The sequence below is a fragment of the Pseudomonas sp. 8O genome (assembly GCF_902506495.1).
Taxonomy (GTDB): domain Bacteria; phylum Pseudomonadota; class Gammaproteobacteria; order Pseudomonadales; family Pseudomonadaceae; genus Aquipseudomonas; species Aquipseudomonas chaetocerotis.
This window is the reverse complement of the sequence record NZ_LR733264.1, coordinates 1,012,870-1,030,671: the sequence shown is the minus strand read 5'-3', so window position 1 is coordinate 1,030,671 and position 17,802 is coordinate 1,012,870. Positions and strand designations below refer to the sequence as shown.

The following is a 17,802-nucleotide window of genomic DNA, read 5'->3' as shown; positions in this document are numbered from 1 at the left end:
GAGTCGCGCAAAGAGCGCTGAGGAGAACGCAGCCTAGGCTGGTGACGGCGCCCCGCTGGCCAGTACACGCCAGTCGCTGGCGCTTAGCAGCTGCTCATTTGCCTGGAGCAGACCGCTCCTGGTCAGAGCTGACAAGGCCTGCTGCACCCGTTGCAGGTGCACCTCGGGCAAGCCGGCCAGATGCAGCTGCCACAGCTGCTCGGCGCGCGGCAGGTTGGCCTTGGCCGGGCTCAGTGCGGGCTGCAGAGCATCGCGGTATCGCGACACGGCTGCGTCGTCCAGCGCTGCGAGCAGTTGACGCTGCTCGCCCAGAAAAGAGCGGATATGGTCGAAGATGTCAGCTGCCTCGCAAACCGGCGACTGCAGGGCAAACAGCAACCCCCGACAGCCTTCCACCTGGCGGAAACCGGCGAACAAGGCATAGCCCAATTGCAACTCGCCACGCAGGCGCTGGTAGAAACGCCCCTGCAGTACCTGCCCGAGCAAGCGCCAGGCGGCCTCGGTACAGGCATCGCCGGCAGGCAGCGGGCAGAACAACAGCAACGCGGCATCCGTGCCTGGCTGCGCGACCTGATGCCAGTCGATCCCGGTCTCGATGCGTGGCGTGAGCGGCAGATCCGCAAGCGCCTCGACAGCCGCGCACAGCTCGGTCAGTTGCACCTGTTCACTCGCCCCAAGCCCGATGCTCAGCCCCTCCAGCCGCGATACCGCAGGCAGCTCGCAGAGCAGCGGCAAACGCTGCAGCAGCTCTCGTAGCAGCATGCCCTGGGAAGTGGGCGCAGCCAGCTCATCGACACGCGCCAACAGCAGCGCCACCAGCCTTGCGCTGAAGGCCGGCAACAGTGGTGCGGGCCCGCGCAATGAAAGGGTCCAGCCAGTTGCTTGCACACTCAACTGGCTGCCGATGCCAAGCCGCTCACCACGCCAGCGCAGATCAGCGCTGCGCGCCAGCAAACCCGCCGCCATGACAGCCGCCTCACCGGCGCCTGAACAGGGGCCCCGCCAGTAAAGCGCAGCCGGCCCACCTTCGGCCTGCCCTGGATGATGTCGCATCGCGGCCAGCGGCAGAACGGCCGATTTCACGGCAGCACCGGCCAGCAACGGATCATTGCCAGGCAGCCGCCATTCGCGCTTCGGTACCGACGCCGCTGCCTGCATCGGCAGGGCCTGCAATGGCAACGCCAATCCGATTGCCGGCCACTGGGGCTGCGCCTGCTCACTGCACTGCAATTCGATCAGTCCGTCACCGCGAGCCAGGCAAGCCAGCAAGGCATTCAGGCCGCGCAAGGTGTGACTATCGTCCTGAGCAGGCGATTGCAGCTCCCTGGCCAGGGCCAACGGGCTGAGCCCGAGCAACCTGAGCGCGGCGGCCTGCTGGTGGTGCTGCAGCCGCAGCGGCCAGTCTGCATGGCCATGCAACTGCGCAGCCCAACTCCGTAAAACCTCGCGCAAGGTCGCGCCCTGCTCCGCTGTGGCACCCAGAAAGTCCAGACGCAGCAGGCATTGCCCCTCGTGCAGATACAGCACCCGCGCCTGCAGCTGCCGACACAACTGCAGTGCTCGCAAACCGCTCAGCAGGCCGCCAGGTCCAGGATCATGCAGGGTATCCAGCAACAGCTGCAATGACGCGTCCAGGTCGCGAGTATCGAGCTGAACGGCAACACCCAGGTACACCCCGGAACGAATGTGTTGCAGGTGCATGCACGGCGCCCGCAGCGGCAGCAGGTCGGCCGGCGGCACGGAACAGGCGGCGCCCTCGCCCGGCGGCAAGGCCCCGAGCAGCGCCTCGGCGACATCCAGCAACTGCTCTGCCGGTTGCGGCCCGACCAGGGTCAGGCACATCTGCCGAGCCTGGTAGTGACGCTGGTGATGATCACGCAGCGCCTGCTGAAACAGCGGCGACTCCACATCCAGTGTGCTGCGATCCCCGGCCAGAAAGTCGCCGCAACGATGCCCGGCGGCGAGCGCCTGGCCCAGGGCATGATCGATGCGACTGTCGGCATCCTGAGTACGCGCCTGGTATTCGGCGTGCAGCACCTCGCGCTCGCGCAGTTGCGCGTCGATCTCCAGCAGCGGCTGGCAGAGCATATCCAGCAGACGCGTCAGCGCCGACTGCAGCAACTCGCCCGGCAGCTCGCAGACGAAATCGGTATGCCGCGCCTGGGTCGAGGCATTGACCAGCCCGCCATGGTGCTGAACGAATGCCATCAAACCCTGGTCACTCGGGTAATCGCGGCTACCGAGAAACAGCAAATGTTCGAGAAAATGCGCCAGGCCAGGATAGACCGCTGGCTCGTCATGACTACCCGCGGCCACCCGCAGGCACAATCCCACCCGCTGTGCCCAGGGCTGTTGCTGCGCGCACAGCAGCGCGCCATTGGCCAGGCGCCGGGTAACGGAGGCTTGATCGGACATCGACGAATCTCGGGACAGCTTGCCGTCAAGCCTGCCCCTTGCACCACTGTCAGGCAATGCTGCTTTATGCCAAGACAGACCGACACGTTGGTCGCAATGCCCCGGTTGGTCAGCAACAAAAGCCCGTCCCGCGCGGGCTTGCTGCTAGAATACGCAGCCTTTTTTCAGCCCGTCACAGCGTCCCATGTCCCAGGATTCCAACCGCACCGCCCTATCCCGCCGCTTCTCCGTCGCCCCGATGATGGATTGGACGGACCGCCACTGCCGGTTCTTTCTCCGTCAGCTGTCGCGACACGCCCTGCTCTATACCGAGATGGTCACCACCGGCGCACTGATCCACGGCGACCGCGAGCGTTTCCTGCGTTACAGCGAATGTGAACATCCCATCGCACTGCAGCTGGGCGGCAGCAACCCGCAGGATCTGGCGACCTGCGCCAAGATGGCCGAAGAACACGGCTATGACGAGGTGAACCTGAACGTTGGCTGCCCCAGTGATCGTGTGCAGAACAACATGATCGGCGCCTGCCTGATGGGCCATCCGGCGCTGGTAGCCGACTGCGTGAAGGCCATGCAGGACGCCGTGAGCATTCCGGTGACGGTCAAGCATCGCATCGGTATCAATGGCCGTGACAGCTATGCCGAGCTGTGCGATTTCGTCGGCCAGGTGCGCGACGCCGGCTGCCGCAGCTTCACTGTGCATGCGCGTATCGCCATCCTAGAAGGCCTGTCGCCGAAGGAAAACCGCGAGATTCCGCCGCTGCGCTACGACGTGGCAGCTCAACTCAAGCAGGACTTCCCCGACCTGGAGATCATTCTCAACGGCGGTATCAAGACCCTCGAGGAATGCGAGCAGCACCTGCAGACCTTCGATGGCGTGATGCTCGGTCGCGAGGCCTATCACAACCCCTATCTGCTGGCGCAAGTGGACAGCCGTCTGTTCGGCGCCGCGGACGCGGGAATTACCCGCATGGACGCCCTGCTCGCACTCAAGCCCTACGTCGAGCAACATCTGCACGAGGGCGGCACCCTGCATCACGTCAGCCGTCACGTGCTGGGCTTGGCTCAAGGCTTCCCAGGTGCAAGACGCTTCCGCCAGCTGCTGTCAGTGGACATTCACAAGGTGCAAGACCCGCTGGCGCTGCTCGACCAGGCGGCTGAACTGCTACGCGGGCATTAATCCGGCGCGCTCAGGCGATAGCGGCTACGCCCTGTCGTCTGCACCAAGCCGTTTTCCTCCATGCGGCGCAACACCTGGCGCACGCTGACCAGCGACAGCGGTTCGCCGGCATCGCTCAGTTGCCGATGCAGCTCGCGCGCGGACACGCCCTCTTCATCATTGGCGCTGCACAGCGCCTCCACCACCTTGAGCCTGGGCATGCTGAAGCGCAGCCCGGCGGCCTGCAGCCACTCACGGCACTGGCGCGTATCCGGGCCTGCGGAAACTGAACGAGAAAGCAGGGTTTGGGTCGACATGTTCGGGCTCCTTGGCAGCTCGTCTAAAGTCGGACTCCACCGACTTCGGTGCGTTCTCACGCCCCGTCATTACTAAAGACGAACGAGCCAGCAAAAAGCGCAGCCCGAAAAGGTAAATTTTGTCAGTGATCCGACCGTTGAGCGCTTGCAGCGCCTCGGGTAAGGTCATGTCATCTGCAACGACAAGGCCTCGTCATGACCTCCAAGCTGGAACAACTCAAGCAGTTCACTACCGTAGTCGCCGACACGGGTGACCTCGACGCCATCGCCCGCCTGCAACCGGTGGATGCCACCACCAACCCCTCGCTGCTGCTCAAGGCGGCGGCCCTGCCCCGCTATGCCGATCTGTTGAATCAGGCCGTGAGTGCCGGCAAGGGAGACCTGGGATCGGCCTGCGATCACTTCGCGGTGGCCGTCGGCCAGGAGATCCTCAAGGTGATTCCAGGCCGCATTTCCACCGAAGTCGATGCGCGCCTGTCATTCGACACCGACGCGACCCTGCGCCGCGCCGAGCGCCTGGTCGGTCTTTATGAAAAAGCGGGCATTGGCCGCGAGCGCGTACTGATCAAGATCGCTTCTACCTGGGAAGGCATCCGCGCCGCGGAGCAGCTGGAAAAAGCCGGCGTGCAGACCAACCTGACCCTGCTGTTCGCCTTCGCCCAGGCGCAGGCCTGCGCCGATGCCGGCATATTCCTCATCTCGCCGTTCGTGGGGCGCATCTACGATTGGTACAAGAAGGCCGAGGGCCGTGATTTCGTGGGCAGCGAAGATCCAGGCGTGCAATCGGTCACGCGTATCTACGACTACTACAAGGCCAACGGCTACGACACCGTGGTGATGGGGGCAAGCTTCCGCAACCTCGGTCAGATCGAAGCGCTGGCCGGTTGCGACCGACTGACCATCAGCCCCGATCTGCTGCAGAAAATGGCCGAGGACGATGGCCAACTCAGTCGCCAGCTCGCGCCTGGCGCGACCGGCGAGCCTCGCCAGAGCCTCGATGAAGGTGGCTTCCGCTGGGCACTGAACGAAGATGCCATGGCCACCGAGAAACTGGCCGAGGGCATCCGCCTGTTCGCCCGCGATCAGGAAAAACTCGAAGCCCTGCTGGCCACAAGGGCCTGAATGACAAAGGGGCGTCAGCCAAGCTGACGCCCCTTTTCAATACTGCGCGATCAAACCCTAGGGTGCGCCATGCGCACCAGCGACTTTCTTTGCAGGAGTCGGTGCGCATGACGCACCCTACAGAAAGCGAGAGGTCAGTGCCGCTCGAGTGCACTGACCAGATCGTGAAAAGCCTCGCGGTTGGAGTCGTTGAGCCCCATCAGGATGCGATGCGCTTCCAGCACCTTGGCCTTCACCACCTCTTCGGATTGATCCTGCGAAGGCAGATCATCCAGGCAATCCGGGCAGGGAATCGGCCGGTCGACGATGTTGAACACCTGGTCGAACCCCATGGACTCCAGCAGACGCGTGATGTCGTCGTGAGTGGTGACAACGGTCGGCAACAGGCCCACCTTCTGCCGCGACAGAATGGACAGCTTCGCCAGCAACCCGAGAGTCGTGCTGTCGATACTGCGGGTTTCGGTCAAGTCGATGACGATGGCCGAAAAATTCAACGCAGTGAAAATCTTTTCAATCGTGGCATCCAGAGCTGAACACAGCGTCAGACGGACTTCACCGACAAACTTCAGGACGAAGGTTCCATCCTGTTCGGCGAATTGGATGCGACCGGGGCTTATCCCAGGATTCATGCAAGGTTCCTGCTCAACACCAGCAAGGCGATATCATCCGGCATCTCGCCCAGATTGGCCAGACCGAGAACTTGACGCAAACCACCCAGCGTACCGCCAGCCTGGCTAACCAGTTGTGGCAGCGCCAATTCCTTCTCTTTCAGCGTGTCGCCCGGCAACAGGTCGAGAATGCCGTCGGAGAGCAGGGTCAGGCTGAAAGACTCCGGCAGCTGCATCACCAGATCGCCGTATTCGGCTTCTTCGAACAGGCCGACCGGCAGGCCGCGACCTTCCAGGTAACGCGCCTGGCCATTCTCGAACAGCACCGGCAATGGCAGATGCCCACCGATGCTGTACGTGAGCATACCGCTCTCCTCGTCGATCACACCGCCGAGCATGGTCACGTGCTTGCCCAGCTTGCAGTTGATCAGGCCGCGGTTGATGTGGCCGAGCACATCGGAGGGCTTGAATTGCGGCAGCGTGCCGCCACGTCGCCACTCATAGAGCAGGCGCGTGGTCATGAACTTGAGCAGCACGGTGACGAATGCCGAGGACGCCCCATGGCCGGAGACATCGGCCAGATAGAACGCGATGCGCCTATCGTCGATACGGAAGTAATCGACGAAATCACCGGACAGGTACAACGACGGAATGATCTGGTGCGCGAAGTTCAGTCCATCGGCCTGCCAGGGCGTCACCGGCAGCATGTTCATCTGCACCTGACGGCCGGCGTTCTGGTCTTCCTGCAACAGATGCAGGCTGGCCTGGAGCTCACGGTTGGTCGCTTCCAGCTTCTCGCGATAGAGCTGGTTCTCGACGCGCAGACGCGCACGGTCCAGCGCGCGGCGCACCGAATGCTCCAGCACCGCCAGGTCTTCGAGAGGTTTGATCAGGTAGTCGGCAGCGCCGAGACGCAGGGCTTCAACGGCATCGTTCATCACGCCGGCGCCAGAAACGACGATCACCGGCACTTCGACACCCAGCGCGTTGATACGTCGGATCAGTTCAAGACCGTCGACCTGCGGCATGCGCAGGTCGCAGATCATCAGGTCGGGGCCTTCCTGCTGGAACACTTCCAGCCCCTGCAAACCGTTGTTGGCCTGCAACACCTTGAAGCCGCTGTCCTCGAGGTAGGCCGCGAGGCTTGCACGTACGACATCGTCGTCGTCGATGATCAGCAGAGTGGCACTGGTTTTGTGCATGGGGTATCCAGGCAAACTGCGCCAGGGCAATTTTGGTCACTGCCCATGGCGCGGCGCCGCATCTATGGCGCCAGGGCGATTTCAAGGGGCAGACGGTACTCCCATCTGCCGGCCGATTCAAGCCGGGACCGGTCGTCGTTCGGCGGCTTTACAGGTCAAATCGACGAGGGTTATAAGAGCCGCGGGAGAGCTCATAAGAAGAGGACAGGGTCCATGAGTCAGAATGATCGAGCGTACAGCGAGAAACGCGACTACATCCGCATGCGACTGGAAGCTGCAGTCGTCCTCCATCATGCAGGCCAGGAAATTCCTGCAGTGTGCCTGGATCTTTCCAGTACCGGCATGCAAATCGAGGCTGAAGCTGCCCTGAGCATGGGCGACAAGGTCAAGGTCCACATCCCTTCAGAGCACAGCGAACTCGCCGGCCTCGACGCCCAGGCCGAGGTGGTGCGAGTAGGCGATCTGGGCGACGGTCGTCAATCGCTGGGCCTGGCAATCATCTCCATGAGCTGAAATCTGCATTTACGAAAAAGGCGGCCTTCAGGCCGCCTTTTTCGTATCGACAGGGCTTAGAAATCGTCTTCGACCTGCCCATCCTTGACCTTGAACTCACGGCTCTGCAGGTAGGCGTTGCGGATGAAGATGTACTTGTCGCCGCTGACCAGTCGCTCGGCCTGCAGCAGGTTGGCGCGGGTGTCGACCACCTGCACGCCACGGGTGACATTACGGGTCGGCACATGGCCCATGTACGGATACGGCGTCAGGAAGCTGTCCGGTACTCGACCAGTGGCATCACGCACGGTGCTTGGGCCGAGAAGCGGGATGACCAGGTAAGGGCCGCTGTTCAGGCCCCAGAAGCCAAGAGTCTGACCGAAGTCTTCGTCGTTCTTGCGCAGGCCCATGTGCTTGGCCACGTCGAAGAAGCCCAGTACGCCAAAGGTGGTGTTGAAGATCAGGCGACCGGTATCGACGCCAGCGTTGTGCAGCTTGCCCTGCAGCAGGTTGTTGGCCAGGTTGCCAACGTCGCCGATGTTACCGAACACGTTATGCACGCCATCTTCGAGAAACTGCGGCGTGACAGCCCGGTAACCCTGGGCGATCGGCTTCAGTGCATAGGTGTCGACGGTATCGTTGAAGCGGAAGATCGGACGATTGAAACTTTCCCAAGGATCTTCTTCCGAAGCCGCCTGACTCATCGCAGGCAGCAGGCTCAGGCCGACGAGGGCCATCAGGCCACCCAGGCGCGAGATCCAGCGAGCACCGATCACATGCATTTAAATCTCTCCTTGAGGAAAATAATGTGGCCACCGCCAGCGGGCCGAATGCCGCGTAGTATAAAGCCTGGAGCCCTGATTGGGCAGCATAGCGAAGAAAAGCGATGACCAACGAGACCTTGCTGCACACTGCACACATCCCCGTGCGCTGGGGCGACATGGACAGCTACGGGCATGTCAACAACATCATCTACATGCAGTATCTGGAAGAGGCCCGCGTCGCCTGGTTCGAGCTGGCCGGCGTGCCGATGAGCAACGTGCCGTTCGGCCCGGTGGTACTGCAGACCCAACATACTTACCTGAAACCGGTAATACACCCCGCCACCGTGGTGGTGGAACTGCGGGCCGGCGCGGCGGGGCGCAGCAGCCTGGTTATCGAACACCGACTAACCACCGTCGAAGACCCGCTCACGGTCTACGGTGAGGGTTACTGCAAACTGGTGTGGATCGACCATGTAAGCGGCAGATCAGTGGCCCTGCCGGAGCATGTACGCGCCCTGTTCAACGTCACCTAGCGGTCATATTACGGTCATCCTTCGGCGTTAGATTGGCCTAGGCCAATGCCACGGATGATCCCATGCCCTCCCCCTGCACCGCCCTGATCCTTCAACTGTCCGGTTGCCTGGTCGACTTCGGCGCCCGCACGCTACCCGTCGCGCTGCAACGACTACATCCCGAGCACACGCCCCCGAACCTCGCGGCTACGCCGCAAAAGACACTGGACGCCTGGTTAGGCAAGCCGCCAACCGCAGCACAACGGCAAGCACTGCAACAGACCCTGAGCGAGGTGGCTGGCGACCATGCCGAGCTAACCCCAGGTGCAGCACAATTGCTGCAAAACCTGCATGCCACCGACACGCCCTGCGCCTGGCTGGACGACTTGCCAGCCGATGCCAGCCTGCGCCTGGCCGAAGCGCTACCAACGCCCATCGAAGCGGTACTGGCGCATCAGGGCAGGCCGTGGCCGGCACCAGACAGCTGCTGGCAAGCCTTGAGCCAGCTGGACGTCGAGCGCCTGGATGGTTGCATCGTCGTCAGCGGTAATCCGCTGCTGCTGCAAGCCGGGCTCAATGCCGGCTGCTGGACCATCGGCCTGGCTGCCTGCGGGCCACTGTGCGGCTACGCCCTGGCCGACTGGCAGGCACTTGACGCGAGCGATCAGGAACACCTGCGCGCCCAGGCCACGCTGCAACTCTATCGTCTGGGTGTGCATTCGGTGGTCGATCACCTGGGGGAAATCGAGGCCAGCCTGGACGATATCGGCGTGCGCCGGAGCAAGGGCGAAAAGCCCTGAGCCTTTGACTCGGATCAGGCAAAGCCGGCCCGCTTGGATTAACCTTCAGGTACGGGTTGAAAACTTCCAGCGCAGCTGGGGGTCAATGCCTAAGCTGATTCGATAAGGAGAACTCTATGCCAGCAAGCGACCTGCAGCAGCAACTGGAAGCCCTCCAGCAACACCTGGCCCAGGACACACCGCTCAGCGAGGAAGAACGCGCATCGCTTTACCTGCTGACCCAGGAAATCGAAGTGCAATTGGCTCGTGAAGCAGCCTCAGCGCCTGACGCTACGCTGGTCGATGGCGTCAATCTGGCGGTGGAACGTTTCGAGGCCAGCCACCCTACCCTCGCAGGCACCCTGCGCAACATCATGCAGAGCCTGGCCAATATGGGCATCTGAATGCCCTGCCCCGCCTAACATCGAGCAACTCAAGAAAATGCCGCCATTTGGCGGCATTTTTCATGGGCTACTGGCGCGCCAGGCGGCCATTTTCCGGCGTGATCGCCTCGGTACTGCGATACGGATTGATATCCAGCCCACCACGGCGCACGTAGCGCGCATAGACAGTCAGCGACTGCGGCTGCAGCAGGCGCTGCAGATCGAGAAAGATGCGCTCCACGCACTGTTCGTGGAAATCGGCATGCTGGCGGAAGCTCACCAGATAGGCCAGCAGGCTGGCGTGATCCAGCGCCGCGCCGCGGTACTGCACGACAAGACTGCCCCAGTCCGGCTGGCCGGTGACCGGGCAGTTGGACTTGAGCAGGTGGCTGTGCAGGCTCTCTTCCACCACACGACCAGCATCGCAGCGCAGCAGCTCGGGCTGCGGGTGATCGTACTGGCTGACGCGGATGTCCAACTCATCGATGCACTGACCCGGCGGCGTCGCCACGCCTTCTTCAGAAACCTCGGCCAGCGAGCGCAGGCGCACCGCCACCGGCTTGCCGGCCACTGCCGACAGATCACGCACCAGCGTCGCTTGCAGCTCACCCCAAGTGGCGAAAGCCGATTGGTTCAGGGAGTTGAGGTACAGCTTGAAAGACTTCGACTCGATGATGTTCGGCGAGTCTGCAGGAATGGCGAACTCACCGATGGCCACTACCGGCTTGCCGGACGGCAGCAGCCAGGAAAGTTCGTAGCAGTTCCAGTAGTCCACGCCCTGATACGGCAGGCTGGCGCCATCAAGGCCCAGCTCCGCCCACTTGGTGGTACGCGAGATGGGAAACAGCAGTTCGGGGCTGTACTCGGCGATGTACTGGCTGGACTTACCCAGCGGGGAATGTTCGGCGGGGTGCTGCATGGCGGGTAATCCAGGGTGGCGAAAAACCGCGCGAGTTTAACGGGTTGAGCGCCGCGTCGCACCCGCGAAGCACCACGCCAAACACGTGTAGGAGCGAGCTCTGCTCGCGAATCGCCTGACAGCCAGCAGCTTCGCGAGCGGAGCTCGCTCCTACAACAAAAATCAGTAGCCCAGTGAACTGTGAGAGGCCGCAAAAGCTCGCCGCTAAAGCGCCTCCTACAGGATTCAGACCGCCACCGGCTCGTCCTCGATCTTGCGCAGCGGCGCCCAGCGGCGCAGCAGCAGGTACAGCGTCGGAATAACGTAGAGGGTGAAGAAGGTGCCGACCAGCAGCCCGCCGACGATCACCAGGCCGATCTGCTGACGGCTTTCCGCGCCGGCTCCGCTGGCGATGGCCAGCGGCAGCGAGCCGAGTACCATGGCGCCGGTGGTCATCAGGATCGGCCGCAGGCGCTGCACCGAGGCCTCGATCACCGCTTCACGTAGCGCCTTGCCCTCGCGCAGCAAGTGGTTGGCAAACTCGACGATGAGGATGCCGTGCTTGGTGATCAGGCCAATCAGGGTCACCAAACCAATCTGCGAGTAGATGTTCCAGGTACCGCCGAACAGCTTCAGCGCCAGCAAGGCGCCGGCCATCGACAGGGGCACGCTGAACAGGATGATCAACGGATCGCTGAAGCTCTCGAACTGCGCAGCCAGCACCAGGAAGATGAACGCCAGGGCCAGGGCGAAGATCAGCAGAATGCCCGAGCTGGACTCCTTGAAGTCGCGCGAAGTGCCGGTGTAGTCGTATTGCGTCTCCGGTGGGAATACCTCACGGGCGGCGACTTCCAGATAATTGAGCGCCTCACCCAGGGTATATCCGGTGCCGACGTTGGCACTGATGGTCACCGCACGCAGCTGGTTGAAGTGATTGAGCTCGCGCGGCGCCACGGTCTCGCGCACCTCGATCAGGTTGGACAGTTGCACCATGCCGCCGTCGCGATCACGCACGTAGACCCGATCCAGGTCCTGCGGGTTGCTGCGGTCGATGTCCTGCAGTTGCACCATGACGTCGTACTGCTCGCCGTTCTGCTTGAAGCGGGTCACCTGGCGACTGCCGAACAGGCTTTCCAGGCTGCGCCCGATCACCGATACATCGGTGCCAACCGCCGTTGCCTGCTCACGGTTGACCGTGATCTTGAGCTGCGGCGAATTGAGTTTGAGATCGCTATCAAGCCCTTCCAGCCCCGGATAATCACGCATGCGCTCCATCAGCTGGTCGACATAGCCCTGCAGCTCGGCATATTCCATGGACGAGCGCACGACGAAGTTGATCGGCTGGTTACGCGCGCTCTGCCCCAGCGGCGGGCGGTTGACCGGCGTCACGCGCATGCCGGCGATATCCTGCAACTGCGGCAACAACTCGTTGCGAATCTCGAACTGGGTACGCGAGCGGTCGCTCCAGTCCTCCAGCTTCATGAAGGAGATGCCCTGGGCCACGGTGGGGAAACCGGCGATCATCAGATAGCGATTGGTTTCCGGGATGCTCGCGTAAGCCGCCTCGACCTCGCGACCGTAGCGCTCCGTGTAGTCGATGGTGGCGCCGTCCGGGCCATTGAACACGCCGACGATGGTGCCGGTGTCCTCGGTTGGCGCCAGCTCCGAGCGCAACCCGCCGAACAGCCAGGCACACAGAACGAAGGCACCGAACAGCACACCCAGCACCAGCGGCCAGGCGCGCAGCGCACGATCCAGGCTGTGCTTGTAGTTGTAGGTAAGGCCGTTGAGGAAGCCTTCGATGAGGTTGTACACGCGTCCATGGCGCTGCTCGTGCTGATGCGCTCTGAGCATCACCGCGCACATCATCGGCGTCAGCGTCAACGCGACAAAACCCGAGACCAGCACCGCGCCGGCCAGGGTCCAGGCGAACTCGGTGAACAGCTTCCCGGTGGTGCCCTGCATGAAGCCGATGGGCGCGAATACCGCAGCCAGGGTCAGGGTCATGGCGATCACCGCGAAGGCGATCTCGCGACTGCCCTTGAAGGCAGCCTGCACTGGCTTCATCCCCGCCTCGATATGGCGATGGATGTTCTCCAGCATGACGATGGCGTCGTCCACCACCAGGCCGATGGCCAGAACCATGGCCAGCAGGGTCAGGGTGTTGATGGTGAAGCCCATCAGCGACATCAGGGCGAAGGCGCCGATCAACGAGACAGGGATGGTCACCAGTGGAATCAGGGTGGCACGCAGCGAACGCAGGAAGATGAAGATGATCAGGATGACCAGCGCCACCGCCTCCCAGATCGTTGTGAAAACATTGTCGATGGATGCACGGATGAATTGCGAGTTGTCATTGGCCACGGTCATGTTCATACCGTCGGGCAGCAGCGCCTGGACGTCGTCCCAGGCAGCCTCGAGGCCGTCGGAGATATCCAGCGGGTTGGCCGTGGCCTGCTTGACCAGGCCCAGGGTCACGGCAGGCAAACCGTTGAAGCGCACCACGGTGCGCTCGTCGCGCGGCCCCACTTCGGCACGGCCAACATCGGACAGGCGCAGCAGGTAACCTTGCGAGTCGTCGAGGATCAGTTCGTTGAACTGCTCGGGAGTGCGCAGATCGGTTTCCGACAACACGCTGAACTCGCGCTCGCGTGACTCGATGCGCCCAGCCGGAATTTCCACATTCTGCCGGCGCAACGCGGCCTCCACATCCTGCACGGTGAGGTTGTGTGCGGCGAGCTTTTCCGGGTCGAGCCAGATGCGCATGGAGAAGGTACGTGCGCCGCGCACCTGTACTTCCGATACGCCAGGAATGGTCTGCAGGCGGTCCTTGATCACCCGCTCGAGCAGGTCGGTGATCTCCATGGCGCTGTGCTGCTGACTGTGGAAAGCGATCCAGATCACCGGCTGAGCGTCGGCCTCGACCTTCTGCACGATGGGCTCGTCGACCTCGTCCGGCAGCAGGCTGCGTACCCGACCCAGGCGATCACGTACGTCGTTGGCGGCCTCATCAGCGCTGCGGCCGAGGCGGAACTGCGCAGTGATCTGGGTGTTTTCCGCGCGGCTGATGGAGGTGACGAAATCCAGTCCCTCGATGCCCGAGAGCACGTCTTCCACCGGCTGCGCCACCTGCGATTCCATGATTTCCGGACTCGCGCCAGGATAGGTGACCTGCACGGTGACGATGGGCACGTCGATATTGGGGTATTCGCGTACGTTGAGGCGGTCGTAGGCCATCAGCCCCAGCAGCACCACGATCAGCGACAGAACGGTGGCGAATACCGGCCGGCGAATGCAGACGTCGGAGAGTGTCACGGCTGGCGCTCCCCGCTCTTGGTACGCACGGCCAGCCCCTCGCGCACACGCTGCCAACCGGCGCTGATGATGGTTTCGTCGCCCTGCAGGCCTTCACGCACTTCGACCAGCCCGTCGAAACGCTTACCCAGCGTCACCTCACGACGCTCGACCTTGCCATCGACCACCAGGTTGACCAGCAACTTGTCACCCTGCGGCATCACCGCTTCCTCGGGAATCACCCGCGCATTGGGCCGCTCTTCGAGAATCACCGAAACGCGAACGAACTGGCCCGGACGCAGGCGGCGGTCATCGTTGCCAATATGCGCGCGGATCGCCTGGCTGCGCCCGGCTTCGTCCAGACGTGGGTTGATGGCGAAGATTTCGCCGCGAAAGCGCTCGCCCGGATAGGTGTCGAGGGTGATTTCCACGGTCTGACCGAGGCGCACTTGGGCCACGGCCTTCTGCGGAATACGAAAGTCGACCTTGAGCGGGTCGAGCACTTCCAGATTGACGATGTTCTGCCCGGCACTGAGGTAATCACCAACACTGGCCTGGCGCAGGCCAAGCGTACCGTCATGCGGCGCCTTGATCTGGGTCTTGTCGAGCCGCGCCTGGGCCAGGGCCTGGCTGGCACGCGCGGCCTGCAGTTGGCTCTGTGCTTCGTCCAGCGCCTGGGCATTACTGGCACCGCGCTGGAACAGCATCTGCGCACGCTGGTGGTTTTTCTCGGCGAGGTCGAGATTGGCACGCGCCTGGGCGAATTCGGCGCGGGCAATCGCATCATCGAGGCTGATCAGCAGGTCGCCAGCGGTCACCGCCTGGCCCTCGCGGAAATGCAGGGTGGCGAGGCGGCCTTCGACTTCCGGCCGAATCATCACCGACTCGTCGGAGCGCAGCGAACCGAAGGTGATCAGCTCGTCACGTACCTCCACCTGCCGCACCGACACGACCTCGACCATTGGGCCGTCGGCTGCACTCACAGGCGCAACCAAGGTACCCAGCAACAACCATGGTAGAGCACGCAACAGCATGGTCATGATCAGCCCCTTTTTTTCGGTAGAGGCGGAGTCTAACCGGCTGCTGCGTCACTGACAGATGCGCAAGTTATTTCGCTATGTTTTTTCGGTCGCCGCCACATTCTGTAGGAGCGGCTTTAGCCGCGAGAATCGCGAATAAATCCGCTCCTGCACAGCGGTAAACGTCACTGACGCATGCCTCGCCCGCTGACCAGCAAGCGGATGCACAGCGTGTACAGCGCGGCCGTGGCCAGCAGCATGAAGCCGATGGCCACGCCGATACGGATATCGGACACCCCGAGAATGCCGTAGCGGAAGGCATTGACCATATGCAGGATAGGGTTGCCCAGCGACACCGTTTGCCAGAATGGCGGCAACAGAGTGATGGAGTAGAACACCCCGCCCAGGTAGGTCAGCGGCGTCAGCACGAAGGTCGGAATGATCGAAATGTCGTCGAAGTTGCGCGCATACACCGCGTTGACGAAGCCACCGAGGGAGAAGATGGTAGCCGTCAGCAGCACCACCAGCACGGTCACGCCCAGGTGATGCACCTGCAGGTGGGTGAAGAACAACGACAGCAACGTGACGATGAAGCCCACCGCTAGCCCGCGCAGCACGCCCCCGACGACGAAACCGATGAGGATGGTGTGCGGTGATACCGGCGACACCAGCAACTCCTCGACGTTGCGCTGGAACTTGCTGCCGAAGAAGCTCGACACCACGTTGCCATAGCTGTTGGTGATCACCGACATCATGATCAGCCCTGGCACGATGTACTCCATGTAGCTGAAGCCACCCATGTCGCCGATCTGCCGGCCGATCAGGTTACCGAAGATCACGAAGTACAGGACCATGGTGATCGCTGGCGGTAGCAGGGTCTGCGGCCAGATACGCACGAACCGGCGGATTTCACGGTGAACGATGGTACGCAGGGCCACCAGGTTGGCGGCGAATTCGCTGTTGAGGTACTGAGAAGTCATTGCGCCACCTTGGCCAGGTTCTTTTCCACCAGGGAGACGAACAGCTCCTCCAGGCGATTGCTCTTGTTACGCAGGCTGAGCACCTCGACCTGCTGCTGCGCCAGTTGCTGGAACAGCGCGTTGAGGCCCTGGCTCTTCTCCACCTGCACTTCCAGGGTGTGGTGATCGACCAGGCGTGCCGGATAGCCCTGCAGCGTCGGCACTGAGCTGTAGGAATCCTTGAGGTCGAAGAGAAAGGTCTCCACGTGCAGCTTTTTCAGCAGATCCTTCATGCTGCTCAGCTCGACAATGCGGCCGTGGTCGATGATGCCGATGTTGCGGCACAACTGCTCGGCCTCTTCCAGGTAGTGGGTGGTCAGGATGATGGTGGTGCCCTGCTTGTTCAGCTCGGTGAGGAAACTCCACATCGAACGACGCAGCTCGATATCCACCCCGGCAGTCGGCTCGTCGAGGATCAGCAGGCGTGGTTGGTGCACCAGTGCACGGGCGATCATCAGGCGGCGCTTCATGCCGCCGGACAGTTCGCGTGAGGCGACGTCGCGCTTGTCCCACAGGCCGAGCTGAGTCAGGTACTGCTCGGCGCGTTCCTTGGCGATCGATCGCGGAATGCCGTAGTAGCCGGCCTGGGTGACGACGATGTCGAACACCTTCTCGAACTGGTTGAAGTTGAACTCCTGCGGCACCACGCCCAGGCAGCGCTTGAGCGCGTAGGGTTCGCGGTCGAGGTCATGGCCGAACACGCTGACCGTGCCGCTACTCTTGTTCACCAGCGTGGAGAGCACGCCGATGGTGGTGGATTTGCCGGCGCCGTTGGGGCCGAGCAAGGCGAAGAAGTCACCTTCGGCAACGTCCAGATCGATGCCGTGCAGGGCCTGGAAGCCGTTTCCGTAGGTCTTGGTCAACTGGCGAATGGTCAGGGCGGAGCTCATGAAGATGGGGTTTCCCGCGCGAGAGGTGAGGTCGTTATAGATGAGGGCGAAGGCGCTCGATTGCAACTGCGTGTTTCGTCCGCTCATTGCTGGCATGCACCCTACCTACCCTGACGCGCGGAGAAAAGGCCGTCCTGCCGATCTTGATTATCGACTCAGTCGATAACACTGACCTCACGCTGCATGTCACCACTGAGTTGCAGCGCACCGGTCTCGAACAGGTGCGGATAACAGACACGCAGATGCTCGAAGAACAGTTGCTCGGGCAGATCCTCGAACTGGCCGTGGTCATGCAGGTACTCCATGTAACGCTCGCCCTTGTCGTTGTACGGGTGGAAGACGCTGTCATGCACGCCATCGAATTCCAGCGGCGCTACCTTGAATACCCGGCACAGCGCCTCGTTGAACGCCGGCGTGGCCTTGACCCAGCGCCCGTTCAGATGGAGTTCGGTATAGCCGTGCATGGCGAACACCTCGCTGCGCAGCAGCTCCAGCAGACGCGGCGTGGACAGGTGATTGCGCACATCGGCCAGGCCGATACGCGCGGGAATGCCGCAATGCCGGGCGCAAGCAGCGAGCAGATTGGCCTTGGGTACGCAGTAGGACTCACCGCTCGCCAGCGCATGGCTGGCCTTCAATGTCTGCGCATCGAGACTGAAGGCATAGGGGTTGTAACGAATCTCGTCACGTACCGCGAGATATAGCGCCACAGCCTGACTGATCGGTTCTCGTGAGGCGCCACGCCAACGCTCGGCGAACTCGACTACCGCTGGGTGGTCACTGTCAATGAAGCGGCCGGGACGTAGACAGGTCTGCATAACGGGTACTCCTGAAGTTCGCTTCAGTCTAATCCTGTCGATTGCGCCACGCTGACGACGATCCGGCCAAGCTCACCGCCCCTGCCGCCAATTAGCGCTATGCTCGGGGCGTCG

The 17,802-nt window shown here is 62.4% G+C and carries 17 protein-coding genes; 6 read left to right on the top strand and 11 right to left on the bottom strand.

Features of this window, described 5'->3' with window-relative positions; all coding sequences use genetic code 11:
- Positions 1-33 precede the first annotated feature (33 nt).
- A complete protein-coding gene (gene pqqF, locus GV002_RS07480; protein ID WP_160017739.1) occupies positions 34-2,415 on the bottom strand; it encodes a pyrroloquinoline quinone biosynthesis protein PqqF in 2,382 nt (793 codons plus the stop codon).
- 184 nt (positions 2,416-2,599) lie between these two features.
- On the opposite strand from pqqF, the gene dusA reads away from it, so the two are divergent.
- A complete protein-coding gene (dusA, locus tag GV002_RS07475; protein ID WP_160017738.1) occupies positions 2,600-3,592 on the top strand; it encodes a tRNA dihydrouridine(20/20a) synthase DusA in 993 nt (330 codons plus the stop codon).
- On the opposite strand, the gene GV002_RS07470 is transcribed toward dusA, so the two are convergent.
- Positions 3,589-3,888: a transcriptional repressor gene (locus tag GV002_RS07470; RefSeq protein WP_160017737.1), complete on the bottom strand. Its 300-nt coding sequence runs from the start codon at positions 3,886-3,888 to the stop codon at positions 3,589-3,591. The genes dusA and GV002_RS07470 overlap by 4 nt on opposite strands.
- A gap of 195 nt (positions 3,889-4,083) precedes the next feature.
- On the opposite strand from GV002_RS07470, the gene tal reads away from it, so the two are divergent.
- Positions 4,084-5,010: a transaldolase gene (tal, locus tag GV002_RS07465; RefSeq protein WP_160017736.1), complete on the top strand. Its 927-nt coding sequence runs from the start codon at positions 4,084-4,086 to the stop codon at positions 5,008-5,010.
- Positions 5,011-5,144: 134 nt separating this feature from the next.
- On the opposite strand, the gene rssC is transcribed toward tal, so the two are convergent.
- Both rssC and rssB read right to left on the bottom strand, forming a co-directional pair.
- Positions 5,145-5,627 carry an anti-sigma factor antagonist RssC gene (gene rssC / locus GV002_RS07460; RefSeq protein WP_026088796.1) on the bottom strand — a complete coding sequence of 161 codons (483 nt, stop codon included), beginning with the start codon at positions 5,625-5,627 and terminating at the stop codon, positions 5,145-5,147.
- Positions 5,628-5,635: 8 nt separating this feature from the next.
- Positions 5,636-6,820 (bottom strand): two-component system response regulator RssB, encoded by a 1,185-nt coding sequence (gene rssB, locus GV002_RS07455; protein WP_160017735.1) that lies wholly within the window; start codon positions 6,818-6,820, stop codon positions 5,636-5,638.
- A gap of 213 nt (positions 6,821-7,033) precedes the next feature.
- Between rssB and GV002_RS07450 the strand changes: the two genes are divergently transcribed.
- Positions 7,034-7,333: a PilZ domain-containing protein gene (locus GV002_RS07450; RefSeq protein WP_160017734.1), complete on the top strand. Its 300-nt coding sequence runs from the start codon at positions 7,034-7,036 to the stop codon at positions 7,331-7,333.
- A gap of 56 nt (positions 7,334-7,389) precedes the next feature.
- On the opposite strand, the gene GV002_RS07445 is transcribed toward GV002_RS07450, so the two are convergent.
- Complete coding sequence (locus GV002_RS07445; protein ID WP_160017733.1) at positions 7,390-8,094, bottom strand: VacJ family lipoprotein; 705 nt, start codon at positions 8,092-8,094, stop codon at positions 7,390-7,392.
- A gap of 104 nt (positions 8,095-8,198) precedes the next feature.
- On the opposite strand from GV002_RS07445, the gene GV002_RS07440 reads away from it, so the two are divergent.
- From GV002_RS07440 to GV002_RS07430, 3 genes are all read left to right on the top strand, one after another.
- Entirely contained in the window at positions 8,199-8,609 is a 411-nt protein-coding gene (locus GV002_RS07440; protein WP_160017732.1) for an acyl-CoA thioesterase, read from the top strand.
- Positions 8,610-8,671: 62 nt separating this feature from the next.
- Entirely contained in the window at positions 8,672-9,388 is a 717-nt protein-coding gene (locus tag GV002_RS07435; protein WP_160017731.1) for an HAD family phosphatase, read from the top strand.
- A gap of 116 nt (positions 9,389-9,504) precedes the next feature.
- Positions 9,505-9,771 (top strand): DUF4404 family protein, encoded by a 267-nt coding sequence (locus tag GV002_RS07430; RefSeq protein ID WP_021490580.1) that lies wholly within the window; start codon positions 9,505-9,507, stop codon positions 9,769-9,771.
- A 67-nt stretch (positions 9,772-9,838) separates the two neighbouring features.
- Here the strand turns inward: GV002_RS07430 and queF are convergent, their stop codons facing one another.
- The 6 genes from queF to GV002_RS07400 all read right to left on the bottom strand — a co-directional run bounded on the left by queF (position 9,839) and on the right by GV002_RS07400 (position 17,688).
- A complete protein-coding gene (gene queF / locus GV002_RS07425) occupies positions 9,839-10,669 on the bottom strand; it encodes an NADPH-dependent 7-cyano-7-deazaguanine reductase QueF (RefSeq protein ID WP_160017730.1) in 831 nt (276 codons plus the stop codon).
- 225 nt (positions 10,670-10,894) lie between these two features.
- Positions 10,895-13,963 carry an efflux RND transporter permease subunit gene (locus GV002_RS07420; protein WP_160017729.1) on the bottom strand — a complete coding sequence of 1,023 codons (3,069 nt, stop codon included), beginning with the start codon at positions 13,961-13,963 and terminating at the stop codon, positions 10,895-10,897.
- Positions 13,960-14,982, bottom strand: coding sequence for an efflux RND transporter periplasmic adaptor subunit (locus GV002_RS07415; RefSeq protein ID WP_160017728.1), 1,023 nt, complete (start codon positions 14,980-14,982; stop codon positions 13,960-13,962). The genes GV002_RS07420 and GV002_RS07415 overlap by 4 nt, the downstream gene beginning before the upstream one ends.
- Positions 14,983-15,146: 164 nt before the next feature.
- A complete protein-coding gene (locus tag GV002_RS07410) occupies positions 15,147-15,941 on the bottom strand; it encodes an ABC transporter permease (RefSeq protein WP_160017727.1) in 795 nt (264 codons plus the stop codon).
- On the bottom strand, positions 15,938-16,870 hold the full coding sequence (locus GV002_RS07405; RefSeq protein ID WP_021490584.1) for an ABC transporter ATP-binding protein: 933 nt from the start codon (positions 16,868-16,870) through the stop codon (positions 15,938-15,940). Before GV002_RS07405 ends, GV002_RS07410 begins: the two co-directional genes overlap by 4 nt.
- A 155-nt stretch (positions 16,871-17,025) precedes the next feature.
- Positions 17,026-17,688: a transglutaminase-like domain-containing protein gene (locus GV002_RS07400; protein ID WP_160017726.1), complete on the bottom strand. Its 663-nt coding sequence runs from the start codon at positions 17,686-17,688 to the stop codon at positions 17,026-17,028.
- Between the last annotated feature and the right edge of the window lie 114 nt (positions 17,689-17,802).

Bases quoted from the DNA above. Each gene is read 5' to 3' on its own strand.
- pqqF (WP_160017739.1), bottom strand. From the start codon at position 2,415: ATGTCCGATCAAGCCTCCGTTACCCGGCGCCTGGCCAATGGCGCGCTG.
- dusA (WP_160017738.1), top strand. From the start codon at position 2,600: ATGTCCCAGGATTCCAACCGCACCGCCCTATCCCGCCGCTTCTCCGTC.
- GV002_RS07470 (WP_160017737.1), bottom strand. From the start codon at position 3,888: ATGTCGACCCAAACCCTGCTTTCTCGTTCAGTTTCCGCAGGCCCGGAT.
- tal (WP_160017736.1), top strand. From the start codon at position 4,084: ATGACCTCCAAGCTGGAACAACTCAAGCAGTTCACTACCGTAGTCGCC.
- rssB (WP_160017735.1), bottom strand. From the start codon at position 6,820: ATGCACAAAACCAGTGCCACTCTGCTGATCATCGACGACGACGATGTC.
- GV002_RS07450 (WP_160017734.1), top strand. From the start codon at position 7,034: ATGAGTCAGAATGATCGAGCGTACAGCGAGAAACGCGACTACATCCGC.
- GV002_RS07445 (WP_160017733.1), bottom strand. From the start codon at position 8,094: ATGCATGTGATCGGTGCTCGCTGGATCTCGCGCCTGGGTGGCCTGATG.
- GV002_RS07440 (WP_160017732.1), top strand. From the start codon at position 8,199: ATGACCAACGAGACCTTGCTGCACACTGCACACATCCCCGTGCGCTGG.
- GV002_RS07435 (WP_160017731.1), top strand. From the start codon at position 8,672: ATGCCCTCCCCCTGCACCGCCCTGATCCTTCAACTGTCCGGTTGCCTG.
- GV002_RS07430 (WP_021490580.1), top strand. From the start codon at position 9,505: ATGCCAGCAAGCGACCTGCAGCAGCAACTGGAAGCCCTCCAGCAACAC.
- queF (WP_160017730.1), bottom strand. From the start codon at position 10,669: ATGCAGCACCCCGCCGAACATTCCCCGCTGGGTAAGTCCAGCCAGTAC.
- GV002_RS07415 (WP_160017728.1), bottom strand. From the start codon at position 14,982: ATGACCATGCTGTTGCGTGCTCTACCATGGTTGTTGCTGGGTACCTTG.
- GV002_RS07410 (WP_160017727.1), bottom strand. From the start codon at position 15,941: ATGACTTCTCAGTACCTCAACAGCGAATTCGCCGCCAACCTGGTGGCC.
- GV002_RS07405 (WP_021490584.1), bottom strand. From the start codon at position 16,870: ATGAGCTCCGCCCTGACCATTCGCCAGTTGACCAAGACCTACGGAAAC.
- GV002_RS07400 (WP_160017726.1), bottom strand. From the start codon at position 17,688: ATGCAGACCTGTCTACGTCCCGGCCGCTTCATTGACAGTGACCACCCA.